The sequence below is a fragment of the Aquitalea aquatica genome (assembly GCF_013911085.1).
GTDB classification, from domain to species: Bacteria; Pseudomonadota; Gammaproteobacteria; order Burkholderiales; family Chromobacteriaceae; genus Aquitalea; species Aquitalea aquatica.
Window position 1 is genome coordinate 412666 of the sequence record NZ_JACERN010000033.1, and the last position, 16199, is coordinate 428864.

A 16199-nucleotide genomic window follows, 5' to 3' on the forward strand; every position below is an offset into this window, starting at 1 on the left:
GTCAACTCCGCTTCCTCAGCCGTTTTCGCCTTGTCTCGCTCTAGCTCGCGAGACGCTGAACAAGCTCTACGGGTTTTAACGCCTCAAGAAGAAACAAAGGGGAAGCCGATGAAAGACCCACGCCAGGCCCTGATCGCCAAACTGCACATCGCCCGCCAGCAACTGGCCATGCACGATGCCGACTACCGCAGCCTGCTGGCACGCATCGTCCCCGGCTGCAGCAGCAGTACCCAGCTGGACCAGCCACAGCTAGTACAGGTGCTGGCGGAAATGCAGCGTCTGGGCTTTGTCCCCAGGCCCGGCCTGCGCCATGGCAAACGGCCACAGCCCAGCGCAGGCCGTCAGGCGCTGATGGGCAAGATAGCGGCGCTGCTGGCAGAAGCCGGACGCCCCTGGCCTTACGTCGACGCCATGGCCAGGCGGATGTTTCAAATCGACAAGGTGGATTGGTTGGACACGCAGCAGCTGCACAAGCTGGTCGCCGCGCTGATGATCGACGCACGCCGCGCCGGGAGGAAAACCGAATGAAAGCGGAACACGCCAAGCAGCTGGAACAGCTACAGCACCTGCTGCCGGAAATGGCGCAACTCATTGCCAGCCTGATCGGCCTGCCCAGGGCGCTCAAGCTGATCGAAGCCTGGGGTGGTACCACTTTTCCCATCAGTAAAAACCAGCGTCGTCAGGGACAGGTCCGGTATGAGGCGCTGGCCGAGGTGGTGGGCGTGGACGCCGCCGATATCCTCACCCAGCACTTTGGTGGCGAGGTACTGGCCATCCCGCGCTGTGCCGCTGCCCTGCGCGCCATGCGCAACCAACAGATCCGCGACAGCTTCGACACCCTCACCCGCCACCACCCCGCCAGCCACGCCGTGCACCAGTTGGCGCGGCAATATCAGATCACCGAACGGCAGGTGTGGAGTGTCCTGAAAACGGCAACTGACTGGGCTTGTAATGAACGACAAGCTGTTCTGTTCTAGGTTGAAAAAATATATTTGAAGGGCGTGTCGGTACGCACCTTTCTGTGATTGATTATTAAAATCAATATCTTACAGACATGTTCAACTCAACAATACTAAGCACATGTATTTCCAAAGTGCATAAATAGTGATATTGTCATGAAACATATAACTATTTTTAGTGCTGGAAATAAAATGGCGACAAATATTTTAGACATTTTTGAATCAATCGATTCTCTGGCTGCACGTGGGAACATAACTAGAAATAAAGCATTTGCAGCATGGTATGCCATAAATTTCTTCGACATAAATGAAGATGATGCTCTCGAAGCTGCAGCAGCAGATGGCGGCAATGATCAAGGAATCGACTTAGTATTTTCAGATCCTAATTCATCCCAACACTATGTCATACAAGCATATTGCCCAGACAATGAAAACAGTAGAAACAAAGCAACACCCAAAAAAAAATGGGATGCGATTTCGTCGTCAATACCATTTATAACAAACCCTGAAATACTAGCAAATTCAGGCCGTAATGATCTGGCAGAATTAATCACAGATACTTTCCAAAAAAATCCTGAATTTTCTGTTACATTTGGGCTAATTTCATTAGCAAAGCACAATACTGACATTGAAACTTCCATAAAAGCAGCAAAAAAGTCAGATGTATATAAAAAGTATGATTTTTTCCAGGAAAGCCAAGAAACAATCGTTGAAAAATACAATGAATTAATTGAGGAGGAAGGTGGAATACCCGAAGACAGCATCACCTTTAGTGGAAGCTATTTTAAAGATAGCGATGAGTATGGAATGGCATGGGTGGGTACAGTCAGCGCCAAAGAATTAATGCGCCTCCACTCAACATACCAGCTAAAATTATTTGCCGGGAATGTCAGACTTTATCTAGGAGCAAGAAAAGGTGGCATCAACGAACAAATTGTCAAAACTGCCCAAGAGTCTCCCGGAAAATTCTGGGCCCTAAATAATGGCATTACAATTGTTGCTGACAGCGTAACAGAAAAAAATGATTCAAGCGAAGACTCTACAACAGAGAAAATTACTTTAAAAAGATTTAGCATCGTAAACGGATGCCAAACAACATCAAGCTTAGTAAAAGCAGGAAAAACAGCAGAGAATGCCAAAGTGCTCGTTAGAATTATTGCAGCGAAAACCGGCATCAAAAATGAAATAACACGATACAACAACTCTCAAAACGCTGTGAAAATTTGGGCTGTTCGTGCTACTGATGAAATTCAAGAGCAACTTAAAAAACAATTCGCAACAATAAACATTCAATACGCTCCAAAACAGCAAGGATCAAGAAAGAAAACTGACAGCAGCATTATAGAGCTAGACAAAGTAACTCAATTCCTAGCAGCAACAAAACAGGAATTTCTTATTCAAGCAATTAACAATAAAGCTGAGCTTTTCGATGAGCCATACCAAAAAATATACAAAAGAACAATTAAGCCAGTAGAGGTTTACCTGGCATGGCGAGTAGGAACGATGGCAGATGAAATCCGGACGCAGAGAGTCGAAGAACTAGCAAAAAATAATGATGAAAATGTGAATCTACTAGGGGTGGCGAGTAGTCTGTGGATTATTTACTGCACATACAAGCTGATTGATAAGTTTTCTGACATTCAATCAAATCATATTTCACTTGAAAAAATGGCAGCACCTGAATTCACGAACGCTCTTGAGAAATATATTAACAAATCAGTTGATCTATTTTATGAGCTGGGCGTAGACACTTATGACCGTGATGAATATGGCTCTTTCAAAAGCACATTAAGATCAGTCAAGTTCTTGCAGAAAATTGATAGTAAAGTAAATCTAAGAGCTTCAAGACTACCTGCAAGATCTCTGCCAGACCTAGCCAACACAGCAAAATCAATTAAGTTGTAAATATTCAGTAAATTAACTGAACCCCTTCACAGCGCCCCGCCCGGGGCGCTTTTCTATTCTGGTGGCCATTACTCACTGTTGATGGACGCCAGCACCATGGCCAGCCGCCTTCTTTCCGACCTTCACCCCGACTTGCAGCCCTTGGCGCAGGCTTTTGTGCGCCAGTGCGCGGATGCCGGGGTGGATGCATTGATTTACTGCACCTGGCGTTCCGGGGCCGAGCAGGATGCCTTGTATGCCCAGGGCCGCAGCAAGCCGGGGCCGAGGGTGACCAATGCCCGCGCCGGGCAGTCTGCCCACAACTTCACCATCCAGGGCAAGGCCGCGTCGCGCGCTTTTGACGCTGTGCCCATGGTGGGTGGCAAGCCGCAATGGGATGCCAGACACCCGCACTGGCAGGTGATGGGCCGCATTGGCGAGGCGCTGGGGCTGAACTGGTATGGCAACCCCAAGGCGAAGTTTCGCGAATTTCCGCATTTTGAATTGGCCAGGGGGTGGCAGTAATGGGCTTGCTCGATCTGATCCGCAACCCGGTCAGTGGCCGGCTGTCCACCAGCGACAGCACGCTGGTGGGGGCGTTTGTGGTGAGTTCGCTGGTGCTGCTGTGGATTACCGTGCAGGGCAAAGTGGATGAATGGCTGTATGTCGGTTATCTGGCGGCCTGGGTGGCGCAGAACCAGGGGTCCAAGCGCGCAGCCATCGCCCGCGATGCCTTGCAGCAGGAGGAGCGGCCATGACGCTGCCCTTTGCCAACCATCGCTGGGTGTGGCTGCTGGGTGCGGTGACGCTGACAGCCGGTGCGTTCACGGCGGGTTACCGCTGGGCGGAGCGTGGCTATCTGGCCGATATCGCCCGGCAACAAGCCGCCCATGCCGCACAACAGCGCCAGCAGGCGGAAGCCCAGGCCGAGGCGCTGGCCAGCGCGCTGCGTGACAAGCAGCAGCTGGCGGAACAGGCCTACCAGGTGGGCGTGGCCTTGCTGCAGGCCCGTGCCGCGCTGGCCGGTAGCCAGGCACAACTGAGCCGGAGGATTGCCCATGTCGTACAGCAGGATGGTGAGCGTTTTACTGGCCTTGGCCCTGACAGCTTGCGCCTCTACCGCGCCGCGCTCGGTTACGCCAACGCCGATGAATATCTGCCCGCAACCGACGCCGGAACTGTGGTTCAAACCGATCAAACCGCCGCCGCCGCAGGCGGATTACCCCCCTTAGCCCTGCTCTACCACGCGGCCGATTATGGCCAGTGGTGCCAGCAGCTGGAACAGCAACTGGATGGCTGGCGGGCGCTGTTTCCTGGCCCGTCCAGTCTGCAACAAGGAGAAGCCCATGCCGGACCATGAAGAACTGCAACGTGCGCTGGGGCGCATGGAAGGCAAGATGGATCTGATGCTGGCACGGCAGAACATCCACAACGACCGTATCGACAAGATGGACGGCCGCCTGCGTGAGGTGGAAATCCGCGCTTCGAAAAATGGCGCGATCAGCGGGGCCATGGCGGCCATCGGCACCGCCATTGCGGCGGAAATGATCAAGCGTGGAATCCTGTAGTGGCACATGGGCAGGACACCCGCGACCAGTTGCGTCGCCTGTTTGTGCTGGAGCGGATCAGCCTGGAGATGGCGGCTATGCAATGCACCATCTCACCGTCCACCGCCAGCCGCTGGAAGCGCGAGGCGCGGGCCAGGGGTGACGACTGGGACAAGCTGCGCGCCGCCCATTTGCTGGCCGGGGATGGCATCGAAGCGGTGGCCCGTGCCGCGCTGGCCGGCTTCATGACCCAGTATCAGGCCACCATGGACGCGCTGAACGCCAACCCGGACATTCCACCGGAAAAAAAGGTGCAGATTCTGGCCAGCCTGGCCGACAGCTTCAACAAGACGGTGGCCGCCAGCAAGCGCGTGCTGCCGGAAACCAGCCAGTTGGCCACGGCGATGGAGGTGGTGCAGAAGCTGGCCGGGTTTATCCGGGAGCACTACCCCAAACACGCCCAGACCTTTGTCGAGGTGCTGGAGCCGTTTGGGGAGGAGCTGGCGCGGGTGTATGGCTAGAACAGGCGATAGGCATCAGACGGCGAAGTGATCACGGCTTTACATGCAGGACACACCGCCGTTGCCTGGGTGCAGTCTTTTTTCCTGTCCGCAAAGGAATAAAGGTTGCTATCGACTTTGGTTTGATGCCCGCATGGGCATGCAAATACCAAGCCAAGCAGCAAGTGAGACAGATCGCCTATCGTCAGCTTGGAGAGTGCCAGGCCGGACGGGGGGCCGGCAGTGGCGTTGGTATAGGCATCGAGTCGTGTGTCTGGAACCTGACGGGCGATGACGCGTGCACCGTAGGTAAAGTTTGCTTGGCGAAAATTGGTACTCCACGGCTCAAGCGTACCGCCGGTATAGCCGTGTTTATTCAGGGTACGGATTTTACGTTTGATGAAGTCGCCAAACTCTTTTTGTAGTACGAGAGGAAAATCATCGTGGGTGACAAAGCCTCTTTTATTCAGAACGTCTGCAATTTTCTGAGCCGTGACGGGATCGATCTTGGGTAGTGGCTTACCTGACATTTTCTATACTCAATGATAATGACATGAGCAAGCTTACCAAAAAATCCTTCCTGCAGGATCTCGCTCAGCTGGCTGCCGCCTACCGCAGCCAGTTGGAGGCCGAATGCGCAGGCTTCGACCCGGACCCGGCCACCCGTCCGGCGCGCCGGCTGCAGGCCATGGCCATGGCCAGCTTCCGCTTTTTTGCCCTCACCTACTTCCCGCACTACACCCGGCGTGAGCCTGCCCGGCTACATGACTATCTGTTTACCCGTTTCCAGCAGATCATCGACAACCAGACCGGCGACCACGATGCAGTGGCTGCGCCGCGTGGCCATGCCAAGTCCACGCTGATTACCCAGATCGGCACGCTGTGGTGCGTGATTACCGGCCGCAAGCACTACCCCATCCTGGTGATGGACGCGCTGGACCAGGCCTTGCCGATGCTGGAGGCAATCAAGGCCGAGCTGGAATTCAACCCGCGCCTGCTGCGCGACTTTCCCGAAGCCTGCGGCCAGGGCCGGGTGTGGCAGGTGGGCACCATCCTTACCCGCAACGACGCCAAGATTGAAGTGTTCGGCTCCGGCAAGCGCATTCGTGGCCGGCGGCATGGGCCGTGGCGGCCGGATCTGGTGATCGGTGACGATCTGGAAAACGATGACAATGTGCGCAGCCCGGAACAGCGCGACAAGCTGCATGCCTGGCTAAACAAAAGCCTGCTGTCGCTGGGCGATGCCGACGACAGCCTGGACGTGTTCATCATCGGCACCATCCTGCATTACGACTCGGTGCTGGCGCGGCTGCTGGCCAACCCGCTGTGGCATGGGGCCAAGTTTCGCGCCGTGGAGCAGTGGCCGGAACGCATGGACCTGTGGGACCACTGGACCGAGCTGCTGTTGTCGCAGGGGGTGGACGCCGCCCTCGCCTATTATCGGGCGCACCAGCCGGAGATGGATGCCGGGGTGCGAATCTGCTGGCCGGGCGGCACCAGCTTTTACCAGCTGATGGTGAAACGCGCCCGCGATGGCAAGGCGGCATTCGACAGCGAGCAGCAAAACGACCCGCTGTCCGGTGACGATGCCCCGTTTGCCGAGTGCATTCACTTCTGGGTGAACCGGCTGGCCGACTGGCTGTTTTACGGAGCCTGCGACCCCTCGCTGGGCCGGGCCGGTGCCAGCCGTGACCCGTCGGCCATTCTGGTGGGGGGCTACAACCGCCACAGCGGCGTGCTGGATGTGGTGGAAGCCCGCATCCGCAAGCGCTTGCCGGATCGCATTATTGAAGACGTCATTGCTTTGCAGCAGCAATACCGCTGCCTGCTATGGCTGGTGGAGTCGGTGCAGTTCCAGGAATTCATGCGCACCGAGCTGGTAAAGCGCGCTGCCGCCCGTGGCATTCCGGTGCCGGCGCGTGGTGTGACCCCGATTGCCGACAAGCTGCTGCGCATTGAAACGCTGCAGCCGCACATGGCCAATGGCCTGATCCGCTTGCACCCTTCGCAGCACACGCTGCTCGAGCAGCTGCGCCACTTTCCCAAGGCCGACCACGACGACGGCCCGGACGCGCTGCAGATGCTGTGGGCTGCAGCGATTGGTGGTTGTGGAGCCATCGCCTATACCCCGGTCCACCGCGACCAGGCCGCTGCCTTTGGCGGTGGTGCCTGGTAGGAGCCGCCATGACAAGACTACTAGACCAATACGGCCAGCCCATTCAGCGCGAGGTACTGGGCGAGGCCCAAACCGCCCGCATCGGCTGGGTGACACGAACATTTGCCGAACACCCCTCACGCGGCCTGACCCCGGCGCGGCTGCATCGGGTGCTGGAAGAAGCCGAACAAGGGGTGCTCAGCGCCCAGGCCGACCTGTTTACCGACATGGAAGAAAAGGACGGCCACATCTTTGCCGAGATGAGCAAGCGCAAGCGCGTGCTGCTGACGCTGGACTGGTCTGTCGAAGCGCCGCCACAGGCCAGTGCCGCCGAGAAGACGCTGGCCGGCCGCCTGCAGGAGTGGCTGGAGAACATGCCCGAGCTGGACGATGTGCTGCTGGATTGCCTGGACGGCATCGGCCACGGCTTTGCCGCGTTGGAAATCCAGTGGCAGCAATTGGGGCGGGAGTGGCTGCCGGAGCGGCTGAGCCATCGGCCACAGCGCTGGTTCCAGACCCTGCCGACCGATGGCAATGCGCTGCGCCTGCGCGATGGCACCATGGAAGGCGCGGAACTGTGGCCCTTCGGCTGGGTACTGCACCAGCACCGCGCCAAGTCTGGCTATCTCACCCGCGCCGGACTGCACCGCATCCTGTGCTGGCCTTATCTGTTCAAGAACTACGCGGTGCGCGATCTGGCCGAGTTTCTGGAAATCTACGGCCTGCCGCTACGGGTGGGCAAATACCCCAGCGGCGCTACCGATGCTGAAAAAGCCACCCTGCTGCAGGCGGTGGCCGGCATTGGCCACAACGCGGCCGGCATCATCCCGGAAGGCATGCTGATCGAGTTCCAGGAAGCGGCCAAGGGTAGCCATGACCCCTTCCAGGCGATGATGGACTGGTGTGAGCGTACCCAGAGCAAAGCCATTCTGGGCGGCACGCTCACCAGCCAGGCCGATGGCAAGACCAGCACCAATGCGCTGGGCCAGATCCACAACGAAGTGCGTCACGACCTCACCGTCAGCGATGCGCGCCAGCTGCAAGGTACGCTGACCCGCGATCTGCTCTACCCGCTGGCCGTACTCAACGCCGGCCAGATCGACCCGCGCCGCCTGCCGCGCCTGGTATTCGACACCCGCGCCGTGGAAGACATGGCCAGCTATGCCGACAGCCTGCCCAAGCTGGTGGGGCTGGGTCTGAAAGTGCCGGTCAGCTGGGTGCGTGACAAGCTGGCGATTCCGGCCCCGGTGGCGGATGAGCCGGTGCTGAGTGTGCCACGGCCAGAGCTGGGGTTGCCGCCGCCACTGCGGGTGTAGTGCCGGGCTGGGGCGAGGCTGCCACCGGGTAGGTGGTGCGCATGCGGCGCCGTCATCCCTGGCGGCGCTGGGGGAATGTGGTGGTACCGGGAGAGCCTGAAATAGCGCTCGACAGACTGATGGCGACGGACCAGCCCTCGCCATGTACAACATCCCGGGCAATACCCTGCTACCGATACCGTGTTTAAAATTAGTCCACGATTACTCTTGATGTAAAGATAAATTTGTGGCGCGGCACACTGGCTTGCCTGCAGCAGGCCGTGAGCATGCTCCGGCCTGTGATGCCGGCGGGGCGCAGATCGCGCAGCAATCTGAAATATGCTGCCATCCAACCGTTAGGGGGCTAGCCCCGCCCCCACCTCATTCTCCCCCGTCACAAGCAAGCCCTGTACTGGCTCGGCGCACGCTACCCGGTAAAACAGGTGAACCACCCCGGCAGCAAGATCCCGGCACGGCCCTTCCTGCAGCTGACGGCCTGGGATGAGGGCGAGATAGAACGGGCGGTGGAGGACTACCTGCGCGGGGTGGTCGGGCAGTAAAGACAACAAGGCGCAGAAACGGCCTCTGGCGCGTTGCCAGCCCCCCGGATGGGGCAGTGCCGCAGCGCGGGGGCGATCGTTGAAATTAAACGGGGTTTAAACGGGTTGAAACACAATCACGAGAACAGTCGTGGATGTGCGTCCTCAAGGCACTCAAGCAAATCGTAAAAGCTAACACCAATGGTCCCCTGATTGGTTCTAGCCAAATCACTGCTGTAAACAATCATGACATCATTTCCATTCAACACTGCATTACCACCAATACTGGGTAGTTCAACTTTATTTTTCTTTAATGTTTTCATATTGAAAATCGCCAACATATCATCTTCTGTCATACTCAGATCATATGTTTGCTTATCGCCAGCATCATAAATACTTACTAGATATTTTTTCATCAAACCTCCTGTTAATTAAATCAGCTCGCCTTTTGCAATGCGAGCCTTCAAGAAATCCAATAAGTCATGGCCAGCCCATGTTAATAAAACAAATGGATTACTTCGCATCATTTCCAAATCTTGTTTGTCAAACCGGATAAAACCACCATGCTCTAAAAGTGATAGATGATATGCTTGCTCAACTTCGCCAGCTCCGCTGTAACTGGCAACGAATGTCCTCACCGAGGCCAAGGTAGGCTGGCCATCGAACTCTTTTTCGCAAGCCGCCAAAATGGCAAAGACTGTTTGCATATTTCTTTTCATAAAAATCCAATACGATATTTTTTCCTATTTTGCACATGCCAATTGAGTTTATCAAGTAGATTCAGACACTACTGAACCCCTTCACACAGTCCCACCCCCACCATGCCCCGCACACTGCGGGGCATGGCACATCTTGCACACCGCATCGCCGCACTGACGGTTGACCTTACCCCCGGACAGACAGCCCTCAAGCTGCTGCCGGCGGGGAGCTTCCGTGCCCGCGATGGTCGCCCCACCGAATGCCCTTACTGGGAGATGGATGCCGCGCTGGCTGCGGCACTGGTGATGGCGGCGGCCCAGCGGCAAACGCGTTTTGTCATTGATTACGAGCACCAGACCTTATACAGCCAGGCCAATGGCCAACCTGCGCCGGCTGCCGGCTGGTTCGGCTCGCTGGAATGGCGCGAGGACGGGCTGTACGCCACCTATGTGGAGTGGACTGCGCGTGCCGCCGCGATGATAGCCGCGCTGGAATACCGCTATCTGTCGCCGGTATTTGCTTACGACAAGGACGGCAGGGTCATCGCCCTGCTGCATGTCGCCCTTACCAATAACCCCGCGCTGGACGAACTGCCGGAGCTGCAACTGGCGGCCCTGTCACGCCTGGCTGGGACGCTTTCCCCTACTCCTGCACTGGAGACCCCCATGGATATCACCGAACTGCTGGCGCAGCTGCGCTGGCTGCTGAGCCTGCCGGCCGAGGCCGACCAGGCAGCGGCACAGACGGCCTTGTCGGCGCTGATCGGCCAGCTGTCCGACGGCAAAGGCATGGCTGCCGCCAGTGTAGACCTGCGCCAGTTGCTGGCCAGCCAGCAGACGCAGCTTGCTGCGCTGACGGCCAATCAGGCTGACCCGGCGCGCTTTGTGCCGATTGACACCATGCGCGCCCTGCAACAGCAGGTGGCCAGCCTCAGCGCCCAGCTGCAAAGCGGCACGCAAGAGCAGCTGATTAGTGTTGCGCTGGCCGATGGCCGGCTGTTGCCGGCACAGGAAGCGTGGGCGCGGGAGTTGGCTGGCAGCAATCTGGCCGCACTCACCAGCTACCTGGCTACCGCGCCACGCATTGCCGCACTGTCCGGCACCCAAACCCAGGGCCAGCCGCCAGCTGGCATGACGCCCACCACCCCGGATGCCGACACGCTGGCTATTTGCCAGCAGTTCGGCCTCGATCCGGCCGCACTGAAGGACTAAGCCCATGGCCCTGACCAGCAAGGACCGTAACACCCCGATGATGGATGGCCAGCTGCTGCGCCTGCCGATGGCAGCGGGCATCACCATCCCGGCCGGCACCATCGTGATGGTTTCCAATGGTGATGGCATGGCCTATGGCGTGGCCAATCCCAGCATGGTGGCGGTGGGCCGGGCGGAGGAAAGCAAGCAGAACAGCGGCGCGGCGGGCAGCGAGTTTGTACTGGTGCGCCGTGGCAAGGCTTTCAAATGGGACAACAGCCAGACCGACCCTATCCCGGCCACTGCCCTGTGCCGCCCCTGCTATGTGCAGGACAACCAGACGGTGCGTCGTAGTGACCAGGGCGGGCAGTTGCCGCTGGCCGGCACCATCATCCAGATCGACCCGGACGGCGTCTGGGTACAGATGTAAGGAGCACTTCATGCTGATCAATGCCAACAACATCAAGACTATCTTTCTCAACCTGAAGACCATCTTCAACAACGCTTTTGACGCTGCCCCCAGCCAGTGGCAGGAGGTGGCGATGCTGGTGCCGTCCAGCGCCCGCCAGAACGATTACGCCTGGCTCAGCCGTTTCCCGCGCATGAAAAAGTGGATGGGTGACAAGGCGGTGAAGGCGCTGGAAGCGTCGAAATACACCATCGTCAACGATGACTGGGAAGCCACGGTCGAGGTGGACCGTAACGACATCGAGGACGACCAGTTGGGCATCTACAAGCCGCAGGCCGAGATGGCGGGTTTCTCCGCCAAGCAACTGCCGGATGAAATCGTGTTCGAGCTGGTGAACCTGGGCTTTAGCAGCCGCTGCTATGACGGCCAGTATTTCTTTGACCGTGACCACCCGGTGAATGGCAAGTCGGTGTCCAACCGCGGCACGGCAAAGCTATCGGCCGCCAGCGTGGCTGCCGCCCGTGCCGGCTACGGCGCAGCGCGCACCGCCATGCGCAAATTCCGTGACGAGGAAGGCCGCCCCCTCAACATCACCCCGAATGTGTTGTTGGTGGGCCCCGCGCTGGAAGACGAGGCCAACACGCTGATGACGGTGGAGCGGCTGGAGGATGGCAAGGCCAACCCGTACAAGGGCACGGCAAAAGTCGTGGTGGCACCGTGGCTGAATTCGGATAGCGCCTGGTTTCTGCTGGATACCAGCAAGCCGGTGAAGCCCTTTATCTACCAGGAGCGCAAGAAGCCGGACTTTGTGCAGCAGACCGACCCGCAGGCCGACGAGGTGTTCATGCGCAAGCGTTTCAAGTTTGGGGCGGAGGCGCGTGCGGCCGGGGGGTATGGCTTCTGGCAGCTGGCCTATGGCTCGGACGGCACGGTTTGAGCGCTGCCCAGACTCGCTTTGATCCGATTTCCCAAGGGGACAAAACCATGATCCGCATCACCGCATTGTCCGACGGTTTCCGTCGTGCCGGCATGGCGCACAGCGCCACGCCCACCGAACACCCGGACGACAGCTTCTCGCAGGAACAACTGCAGGCGCTACAGGCCGAGCCGCTGCTGCTGGTGGAAGTGCTGCCCGACCCGGAGGTCGCCCCGACCAGCGATGGTGAGCAGGTGAAGGAAGAAACCGACCCGCCTGCCGACACCGCCAAAACCACGGCCAAGGCCAGCAGCAAAAGCAAGGGGGCCGCCTGATGGTTGCCACGCAGGATGTGATGGTGGCGCGCTTTAGCTTCGCCGCTGGGCGGCTCGCAGAAACTCGCCTGACAGGAGGTGTGCATGGCTTACGCCACGCAGGATGACATGACGGCTCGTTTTGGCATGCGCGAAGTGGTGGCGCTGACCGACCGCAGCCTGCATGGCGTAATCGATGCGGCAGTGCTGCAGGCGGCGCTGGTGGATGCCTCGGCGGAGATCGACGGCTATCTGGCCGCCCGCTATGCCGTCCCGCTGGCGGGGCCGCCGCGCATTATCTGCGGCTATTGCTGCGACATCGCCCGTTACCGCTTGTGCGGCGGCGCAACGCTGCATGCCGAGCTGATCCGCGAGCGCTATCGGGATGCCATCCGCTTTCTCACCCTGGCCGCTGCCGGCAAGGTGACGCTGGGGGGTATGCCGGATGGTGGCGTGGGGGCGATGGACAAGGCGGTGCAGTGGCGGGTGGGCCGGCGGGTGTTTGTCTGTAATGCGGAAGGATTCTGAATGATTGGCCTGATTGAGGATGCATTGATCAGCCGCCTGCAGCAGGGGCTGGGCGAGCTGGTAGGGCAAGTGAGCCGTTATGGCGGCGAGCTGGAGGATGACCTGCCGGCTGCCCTTGGCCACTTGCCTGCGGCCTGGGTGAGCTTTGATGGCGTGCTGGACAGCAAGCCGCATGGCACCAGCCGCCAGCAGTACCGGGTACAGGGGCAGTTTGTGGTGTTGGTGGGCGACTGCCTTGCTGCGGGCGCTGCGGAGGGACCTGGCTATCGGCTGGTGCAGGCGGTGCGCCGTTTGCTGTCCGAGCAGGATCTGGGCCTGGCCATCAGCCCGTTAACGCCGGGCAAGGTGCGCACGCTGTTTAACAGGTGCCGCGCTGGTGAGGCTTGCCGGGTGTTGGCTTGTGAATTTGCTTGCAGCTGGCTGGAGCAGGCCTTGCCAGCGGGGGGCTGGCCTATCCCGCCCTCGCCTGAGGAGGACGGCGCGGTGCGCCATCCCGATAGTGTATTTGCCCTGGCCCATGGCCGGACAAATCTGCCCGATCCGCCCTTTTTGGGCATCGGTATTGATTACCACCTGGTTCCGGATGACGGCGTTGCCGACGCAAGGGACATTTTGAGGAGAAACCCATGAAAGTAATTGCAAACAATGGCTTGCTGGTGCCGATGGAGGGGCAGCCACGCCGCTATATCGGTGATGGCGAGGCGGTAACGGTGGAGGACAGTGCCTATTACCGTCGCCAGATTGCCGATGGTGATTTGAGTGTGCTGGATGAGGCGGTTGCCGAGGCGACTGCCGCAGCGGATGCGGTAGCGGCCAAGGTGCCGGACGAGAGTGATAGCAAGAAAGGAAATGTGTGATGGCTAGTCCGAATATCAGTTTTGATGCCATCCCGGCCAGCATCCGCAAGCCGGGCAAGTATTTTGAATTCAACACCCGGCTGGCAGTACGCACGCTGCCGGGTAATCCGCAGCGCGTGCTGCTGCTTGGCCAGCGCCTGGCGACGGGCAGCCAGGCTGCCCTGCACCCGGTGGATGTGTTCAGTGATGAGCAGGCGGCCCAGTTGTTTGGCCATGCTAGTCAGCTGCATCTGATGGCCAGGGCGGCCATCACGGCCAACCCGTATGTGCAGCTGACTGCGGTGGCGATGGATGATCCGAAAGACGGCACGGCGGCGTCGGGCAAGCTGCGCCTGAATAATCGCGCTGTCACCCAGGGGGTGCTGTCTTTGTGGATTGCTGACCAGCGCATCGATCTGCCGCTGGCGGGGTTTCAGTCCGACAGTTCCATCCTGATGGCTCTGCAGCAGCTGGTGGAAAAACATCAGGATAAGTTACCGGTGCGTGCCCAATATTTGGGGACAGGTGAGCTGGTATTGACTGCACGCCACAAGGGTTTTGTCGGCAACAGCATCAAGCTGCGTTGCCAGTCGACGGATCCTTCCCTGTTGCCAACCATCGACAAGCAATTGAGCGGCGGTACGGGTGGTGTGGATATGAGTCCGGCGCTGGCGGCTGCGGCGGCCAGTGGGCATCACATCATTGTCTGCCCGCAGATCGAGCCTTACGGCATGGTGTTTCAGTTGCGTAGCCATGTGGAGTCGGTATCCGGCCCGCTGGAGCAGCGCGGCGCGATTGGCGTGGTGGGCTGGACGGATAGCCTGGCGGGCGGCATTGCCTATACGAAGCAGCTGAACAGTGGCCGCATGAGCATGGTGTGGCATCGCGGGTCTTATCAGCAGCCGTGCCAGCTGGGTGCGGCTTATGCCGCAGTACTGGCCAGCGAGGAGGATCCGGCGCGCCCGCTCAATACCCTGGAGATCAAGGGGCTGGATGTGCCGGCCATGGCCGACCAGACCATGCGTACCGAGCAGGAGAACGCGCTCTACAACGGTATGACGCCGCTGGAGGTGGGTCCGGGCAATCGGCTGCAGATCGTGCGGGCGGTGAGTACCTATACCCGCGATCCGCAGGGGGTGGAGGACGAGTCCCTGCTGGATATCACCACCATGCGTACGCTGGATTATGTGCGCCGCGCCTGCCGTGAGCGGGTGAGTTTGCGCTTTCCGCGCGACAAGCTGTCGACGCGCACGCCGGAAAAGGTGCGCAGTGAAATCCTGGATGTGCTCTACAAGCTGGAGGAGCTGGAAATCATCGAGGCGGTGGAGCAGAACAAGGATGGCGTGCTGGCCGAACGTGATCTGCAGAACGTGGGCATGTTGTGCGTGAAGATTCCGGTGGATGTGGTGAATGGGCTGCATGTGATTGCCGGTCGTATTGATCTGTTGCTGTAAGCATGGGCTGCCGTTGCTGTGCGAGATAGGGTGACGGCGCTTTTTTATTTGTTTGCTATTGGCGGTGCGGGCTGAACGCGCGGCCATGATCTGGAGAACATCATGTTGCAAGAATATGCAGGTGCCATCGTACTGGAAGTGGATGGCCACGAAGTGGAAGTGATTGAACTGTCGCCCTCTACCAAGACGGGCCGCAAGCTGGTGAAGACCATGAACAAGACTGGCCGTGCCAAGGGTTTTGCCGGGGGTGTGGCGGAGTATGACCTGTCTGCCACGGTGGTGATTCCGTTGGCTGGGGATCTGGATTGGGAGGCGATCAAGGGGGCGAAGCTGACGATTTATCCGCAAGCGCCGGGCGGGAAGCGCGAGAGCTGGCTGGATTGTTTTACCACTGAGGTGGGTGAGAAATACAGCGTGGATAACGAGGCGCGCCGCGATATCAAGCTGTCGGCCTTGCGCAAGATCAGGGAGTAAGTGATGACTTTGCTGGAGAAACTGAAGCAGGCGGCGTGTCAGCGTTTGCCGGTGCAATTGGCGGGGGTGCAGCTGCGCTTGCGCTTGTTGACCGAGGAGGATTATGCGAAGGCCGGCATGGCGGCGCATCTGGCTTTTACTGAGGTGGAGATGACGCCAACCAGTGCGGATTTGTATGAGCGCCGCCTGGCCAATGAGCTGTTGCTGCTGGCGCTGCTGGATGCGGAGGAGGATAAGCCGGTTTTTAGCTCTGTATCGGAGTTGGCGCAGACGCTGACCCGGGAGCAGAAGGCGTTTTTGCTGGAGGAGTATCTGGCGTTCGAGCGGAATTTTAATCCGGCACGCATGCGCGAGGAGGATTTGGCGGCTTTGCTGGAGGAGGTAAAAAAAACGCCGCAGACAACGCGTTTGAACGATTTAAGTTTCGCTACGCTGAAAAAGCTGCTGCGTTATTTGGCCAGCCAGCCGTCGCATTGACGGAGGCGCAGTGGTTGTATGTG

23 protein-coding genes are annotated in these 16199 nt (G+C 58.8%); 20 read left to right on the forward strand and 3 right to left on the reverse strand.

What is annotated here, in order from left to right:
* Nucleotides 1–108 precede the first annotated feature (108 nt).
* The 8 genes from H2Z84_RS14315 to H2Z84_RS14350 all read left to right on the forward strand — a co-directional run bounded on the left by H2Z84_RS14315 (nucleotide 109) and on the right by H2Z84_RS14350 (nucleotide 4911).
* On the forward strand, nucleotides 109–528 hold the full coding sequence (locus H2Z84_RS14315) for a gp16 family protein (RefSeq protein WP_181836554.1): 420 nt from the start codon (nucleotides 109–111) through the stop codon (nucleotides 526–528).
* On the forward strand, nucleotides 525–977 hold the full coding sequence (locus tag H2Z84_RS14320) for a Mor transcription activator family protein (RefSeq protein WP_181836555.1): 453 nt from the start codon (nucleotides 525–527) through the stop codon (nucleotides 975–977). The genes H2Z84_RS14315 and H2Z84_RS14320 overlap by 4 nt, the downstream gene beginning before the upstream one ends.
* A 138-nt stretch (nucleotides 978–1115) precedes the next feature.
* A complete protein-coding gene (locus H2Z84_RS14325; protein WP_181836556.1) occupies nucleotides 1116–2864 on the forward strand; it encodes an AIPR family protein in 1749 nt (582 codons plus the stop codon).
* Between the two features lie 96 nt (nucleotides 2865–2960).
* Nucleotides 2961–3368 carry a M15 family metallopeptidase gene (locus H2Z84_RS14330; RefSeq protein WP_181836557.1) on the forward strand — a complete coding sequence of 136 codons (408 nt, stop codon included), beginning with the start codon at nucleotides 2961–2963 and terminating at the stop codon, nucleotides 3366–3368.
* Nucleotides 3368–3601, forward strand: a complete 234-nt coding sequence (locus tag H2Z84_RS14335) for a DUF2644 domain-containing protein (RefSeq protein WP_181836558.1) — start codon at nucleotides 3368–3370, stop codon at nucleotides 3599–3601. The genes H2Z84_RS14330 and H2Z84_RS14335 overlap by 1 nt, the downstream gene beginning before the upstream one ends.
* The gene (locus tag H2Z84_RS14340) at nucleotides 3598–4203 is read left to right on the forward strand and encodes a hypothetical protein (RefSeq protein ID WP_181836559.1); all 606 of its coding nucleotides are present in this window, start codon (nucleotides 3598–3600) and stop codon (nucleotides 4201–4203) included. Before H2Z84_RS14335 ends, H2Z84_RS14340 begins: the two co-directional genes overlap by 4 nt.
* Nucleotides 4190–4411 (forward strand): hypothetical protein, encoded by a 222-nt coding sequence (locus tag H2Z84_RS14345; RefSeq protein ID WP_181836560.1) that lies wholly within the window; start codon nucleotides 4190–4192, stop codon nucleotides 4409–4411. Before H2Z84_RS14340 ends, H2Z84_RS14345 begins: the two co-directional genes overlap by 14 nt.
* A complete protein-coding gene (locus H2Z84_RS14350) occupies nucleotides 4411–4911 on the forward strand; it encodes a DUF1804 family protein (protein WP_181836561.1) in 501 nt (166 codons plus the stop codon). The genes H2Z84_RS14345 and H2Z84_RS14350 overlap by 1 nt, the downstream gene beginning before the upstream one ends.
* Here the strand turns inward: H2Z84_RS14350 and H2Z84_RS14355 are convergent.
* Complete coding sequence (locus H2Z84_RS14355; RefSeq protein ID WP_181836562.1) at nucleotides 4908–5420, reverse strand: hypothetical protein; 513 nt, start codon at nucleotides 5418–5420, stop codon at nucleotides 4908–4910. The two genes, H2Z84_RS14350 and H2Z84_RS14355, sit on opposite strands and share 4 nt — an antisense overlap.
* Nucleotides 5421–5443: 23 nt before the next feature.
* On the opposite strand from H2Z84_RS14355, the gene terL reads away from it, so the two are divergent.
* Entirely contained in the window at nucleotides 5444–7066 is a 1623-nt protein-coding gene (gene terL / locus H2Z84_RS14360; protein WP_181836563.1) for a phage terminase large subunit, read from the forward strand.
* Nucleotides 7067–7074: 8 nt separating this feature from the next.
* Entirely contained in the window at nucleotides 7075–8361 is a 1287-nt protein-coding gene (locus tag H2Z84_RS14365; RefSeq protein ID WP_181836564.1) for a DUF935 domain-containing protein, read from the forward strand.
* Nucleotides 8362–9016: 655 nt separating this feature from the next.
* On the opposite strand, the gene H2Z84_RS14370 is transcribed toward H2Z84_RS14365, so the two are convergent.
* The gene (locus H2Z84_RS14370) at nucleotides 9017–9295 is read right to left on the reverse strand and encodes a hypothetical protein (RefSeq protein WP_181836565.1); all 279 of its coding nucleotides are present in this window, start codon (nucleotides 9293–9295) and stop codon (nucleotides 9017–9019) included.
* A 15-nt stretch (nucleotides 9296–9310) separates the two neighbouring features.
* Nucleotides 9311–9598 carry a DUF2513 domain-containing protein gene (locus H2Z84_RS14375; RefSeq protein WP_181836566.1) on the reverse strand — a complete coding sequence of 96 codons (288 nt, stop codon included), beginning with the start codon at nucleotides 9596–9598 and terminating at the stop codon, nucleotides 9311–9313.
* A 123-nt stretch (nucleotides 9599–9721) separates the two neighbouring features.
* Here H2Z84_RS14375 and H2Z84_RS14380 point away from each other — a divergent pair, with 123 nt between their 5' ends.
* The 10 genes from H2Z84_RS14380 to H2Z84_RS14425 all read left to right on the forward strand — a co-directional run bounded on the left by H2Z84_RS14380 (nucleotide 9722) and on the right by H2Z84_RS14425 (nucleotide 16176).
* Nucleotides 9722–10789 carry a phage protease gene (locus tag H2Z84_RS14380; protein WP_181836567.1) on the forward strand — a complete coding sequence of 356 codons (1068 nt, stop codon included), beginning with the start codon at nucleotides 9722–9724 and terminating at the stop codon, nucleotides 10787–10789.
* Between the two features lie 4 nt (nucleotides 10790–10793).
* Complete coding sequence (locus H2Z84_RS14385; RefSeq protein ID WP_181836568.1) at nucleotides 10794–11198, forward strand: hypothetical protein; 405 nt, start codon at nucleotides 10794–10796, stop codon at nucleotides 11196–11198.
* Between the two features lie 10 nt (nucleotides 11199–11208).
* The gene (locus tag H2Z84_RS14390) at nucleotides 11209–12114 is read left to right on the forward strand and encodes a Mu-like prophage major head subunit gpT family protein (RefSeq protein WP_181836569.1); all 906 of its coding nucleotides are present in this window, start codon (nucleotides 11209–11211) and stop codon (nucleotides 12112–12114) included.
* A gap of 47 nt (nucleotides 12115–12161) precedes the next feature.
* Nucleotides 12162–12428 carry an HI1506-related protein gene (locus H2Z84_RS14395; RefSeq protein WP_181836570.1) on the forward strand — a complete coding sequence of 89 codons (267 nt, stop codon included), beginning with the start codon at nucleotides 12162–12164 and terminating at the stop codon, nucleotides 12426–12428.
* 84 nt (nucleotides 12429–12512) lie between these two features.
* Nucleotides 12513–12935, forward strand: a complete 423-nt coding sequence (locus H2Z84_RS14400; RefSeq protein ID WP_181836571.1) for a gp436 family protein — start codon at nucleotides 12513–12515, stop codon at nucleotides 12933–12935.
* Entirely contained in the window at nucleotides 12936–13565 is a 630-nt protein-coding gene (locus H2Z84_RS14405; protein WP_181836572.1) for a phage protein Gp37, read from the forward strand.
* Complete coding sequence (locus tag H2Z84_RS21345; protein ID WP_181836573.1) at nucleotides 13562–13792, forward strand: hypothetical protein; 231 nt, start codon at nucleotides 13562–13564, stop codon at nucleotides 13790–13792. The genes H2Z84_RS14405 and H2Z84_RS21345 overlap by 4 nt, the downstream gene beginning before the upstream one ends.
* Nucleotides 13792–15225 (forward strand): phage tail sheath C-terminal domain-containing protein, encoded by a 1434-nt coding sequence (locus H2Z84_RS14415; RefSeq protein ID WP_181836574.1) that lies wholly within the window; start codon nucleotides 13792–13794, stop codon nucleotides 15223–15225. Before H2Z84_RS21345 ends, H2Z84_RS14415 begins: the two co-directional genes overlap by 1 nt.
* Before the next feature lie 102 nt (nucleotides 15226–15327).
* Nucleotides 15328–15699, forward strand: coding sequence for a phage tail protein (locus H2Z84_RS14420; RefSeq protein WP_220272843.1), 372 nt, complete (start codon nucleotides 15328–15330; stop codon nucleotides 15697–15699).
* Between the two features lie 3 nt (nucleotides 15700–15702).
* Nucleotides 15703–16176: a hypothetical protein gene (locus H2Z84_RS14425; protein WP_181836575.1), complete on the forward strand. Its 474-nt coding sequence runs from the start codon at nucleotides 15703–15705 to the stop codon at nucleotides 16174–16176.
* Nucleotides 16177–16199 lie beyond the last annotated feature (23 nt).

Bases quoted from the DNA above. Each gene is read 5' to 3' on its own strand.
- H2Z84_RS14345 (WP_181836560.1), top strand. From the start codon at position 4,190: ATGCCGGACCATGAAGAACTGCAACGTGCGCTGGGGCGCATGGAAGGC.
- H2Z84_RS14370 (WP_181836565.1), bottom strand. From the start codon at position 9,295: ATGAAAAAATATCTAGTAAGTATTTATGATGCTGGCGATAAGCAAACA.
- H2Z84_RS14380 (WP_181836567.1), top strand. From the start codon at position 9,722: ATGGCACATCTTGCACACCGCATCGCCGCACTGACGGTTGACCTTACC.
- terL (WP_181836563.1), top strand. From the start codon at position 5,444: ATGAGCAAGCTTACCAAAAAATCCTTCCTGCAGGATCTCGCTCAGCTG.
- H2Z84_RS14355 (WP_181836562.1), bottom strand. From the start codon at position 5,420: ATGTCAGGTAAGCCACTACCCAAGATCGATCCCGTCACGGCTCAGAAA.
- H2Z84_RS14405 (WP_181836572.1), top strand. From the start codon at position 12,936: ATGATTGGCCTGATTGAGGATGCATTGATCAGCCGCCTGCAGCAGGGG.
- H2Z84_RS14395 (WP_181836570.1), top strand. From the start codon at position 12,162: ATGATCCGCATCACCGCATTGTCCGACGGTTTCCGTCGTGCCGGCATG.
- H2Z84_RS14325 (WP_181836556.1), top strand. From the start codon at position 1,116: ATGAAACATATAACTATTTTTAGTGCTGGAAATAAAATGGCGACAAAT.
- H2Z84_RS14365 (WP_181836564.1), top strand. From the start codon at position 7,075: ATGACAAGACTACTAGACCAATACGGCCAGCCCATTCAGCGCGAGGTA.
- H2Z84_RS14335 (WP_181836558.1), top strand. From the start codon at position 3,368: ATGGGCTTGCTCGATCTGATCCGCAACCCGGTCAGTGGCCGGCTGTCC.
- H2Z84_RS14375 (WP_181836566.1), bottom strand. From the start codon at position 9,598: ATGAAAAGAAATATGCAAACAGTCTTTGCCATTTTGGCGGCTTGCGAA.
- H2Z84_RS21345 (WP_181836573.1), top strand. From the start codon at position 13,562: ATGAAAGTAATTGCAAACAATGGCTTGCTGGTGCCGATGGAGGGGCAG.
- H2Z84_RS14390 (WP_181836569.1), top strand. From the start codon at position 11,209: ATGCTGATCAATGCCAACAACATCAAGACTATCTTTCTCAACCTGAAG.
- H2Z84_RS14400 (WP_181836571.1), top strand. From the start codon at position 12,513: ATGGCTTACGCCACGCAGGATGACATGACGGCTCGTTTTGGCATGCGC.
- H2Z84_RS14320 (WP_181836555.1), top strand. From the start codon at position 525: ATGAAAGCGGAACACGCCAAGCAGCTGGAACAGCTACAGCACCTGCTG.
- H2Z84_RS14420 (WP_220272843.1), top strand. From the start codon at position 15,328: ATGTTGCAAGAATATGCAGGTGCCATCGTACTGGAAGTGGATGGCCAC.
- H2Z84_RS14415 (WP_181836574.1), top strand. From the start codon at position 13,792: ATGGCTAGTCCGAATATCAGTTTTGATGCCATCCCGGCCAGCATCCGC.
- H2Z84_RS14385 (WP_181836568.1), top strand. From the start codon at position 10,794: ATGGCCCTGACCAGCAAGGACCGTAACACCCCGATGATGGATGGCCAG.
- H2Z84_RS14330 (WP_181836557.1), top strand. From the start codon at position 2,961: ATGGCCAGCCGCCTTCTTTCCGACCTTCACCCCGACTTGCAGCCCTTG.
- H2Z84_RS14425 (WP_181836575.1), top strand. From the start codon at position 15,703: ATGACTTTGCTGGAGAAACTGAAGCAGGCGGCGTGTCAGCGTTTGCCG.
- H2Z84_RS14340 (WP_181836559.1), top strand. From the start codon at position 3,598: ATGACGCTGCCCTTTGCCAACCATCGCTGGGTGTGGCTGCTGGGTGCG.
- H2Z84_RS14315 (WP_181836554.1), top strand. From the start codon at position 109: ATGAAAGACCCACGCCAGGCCCTGATCGCCAAACTGCACATCGCCCGC.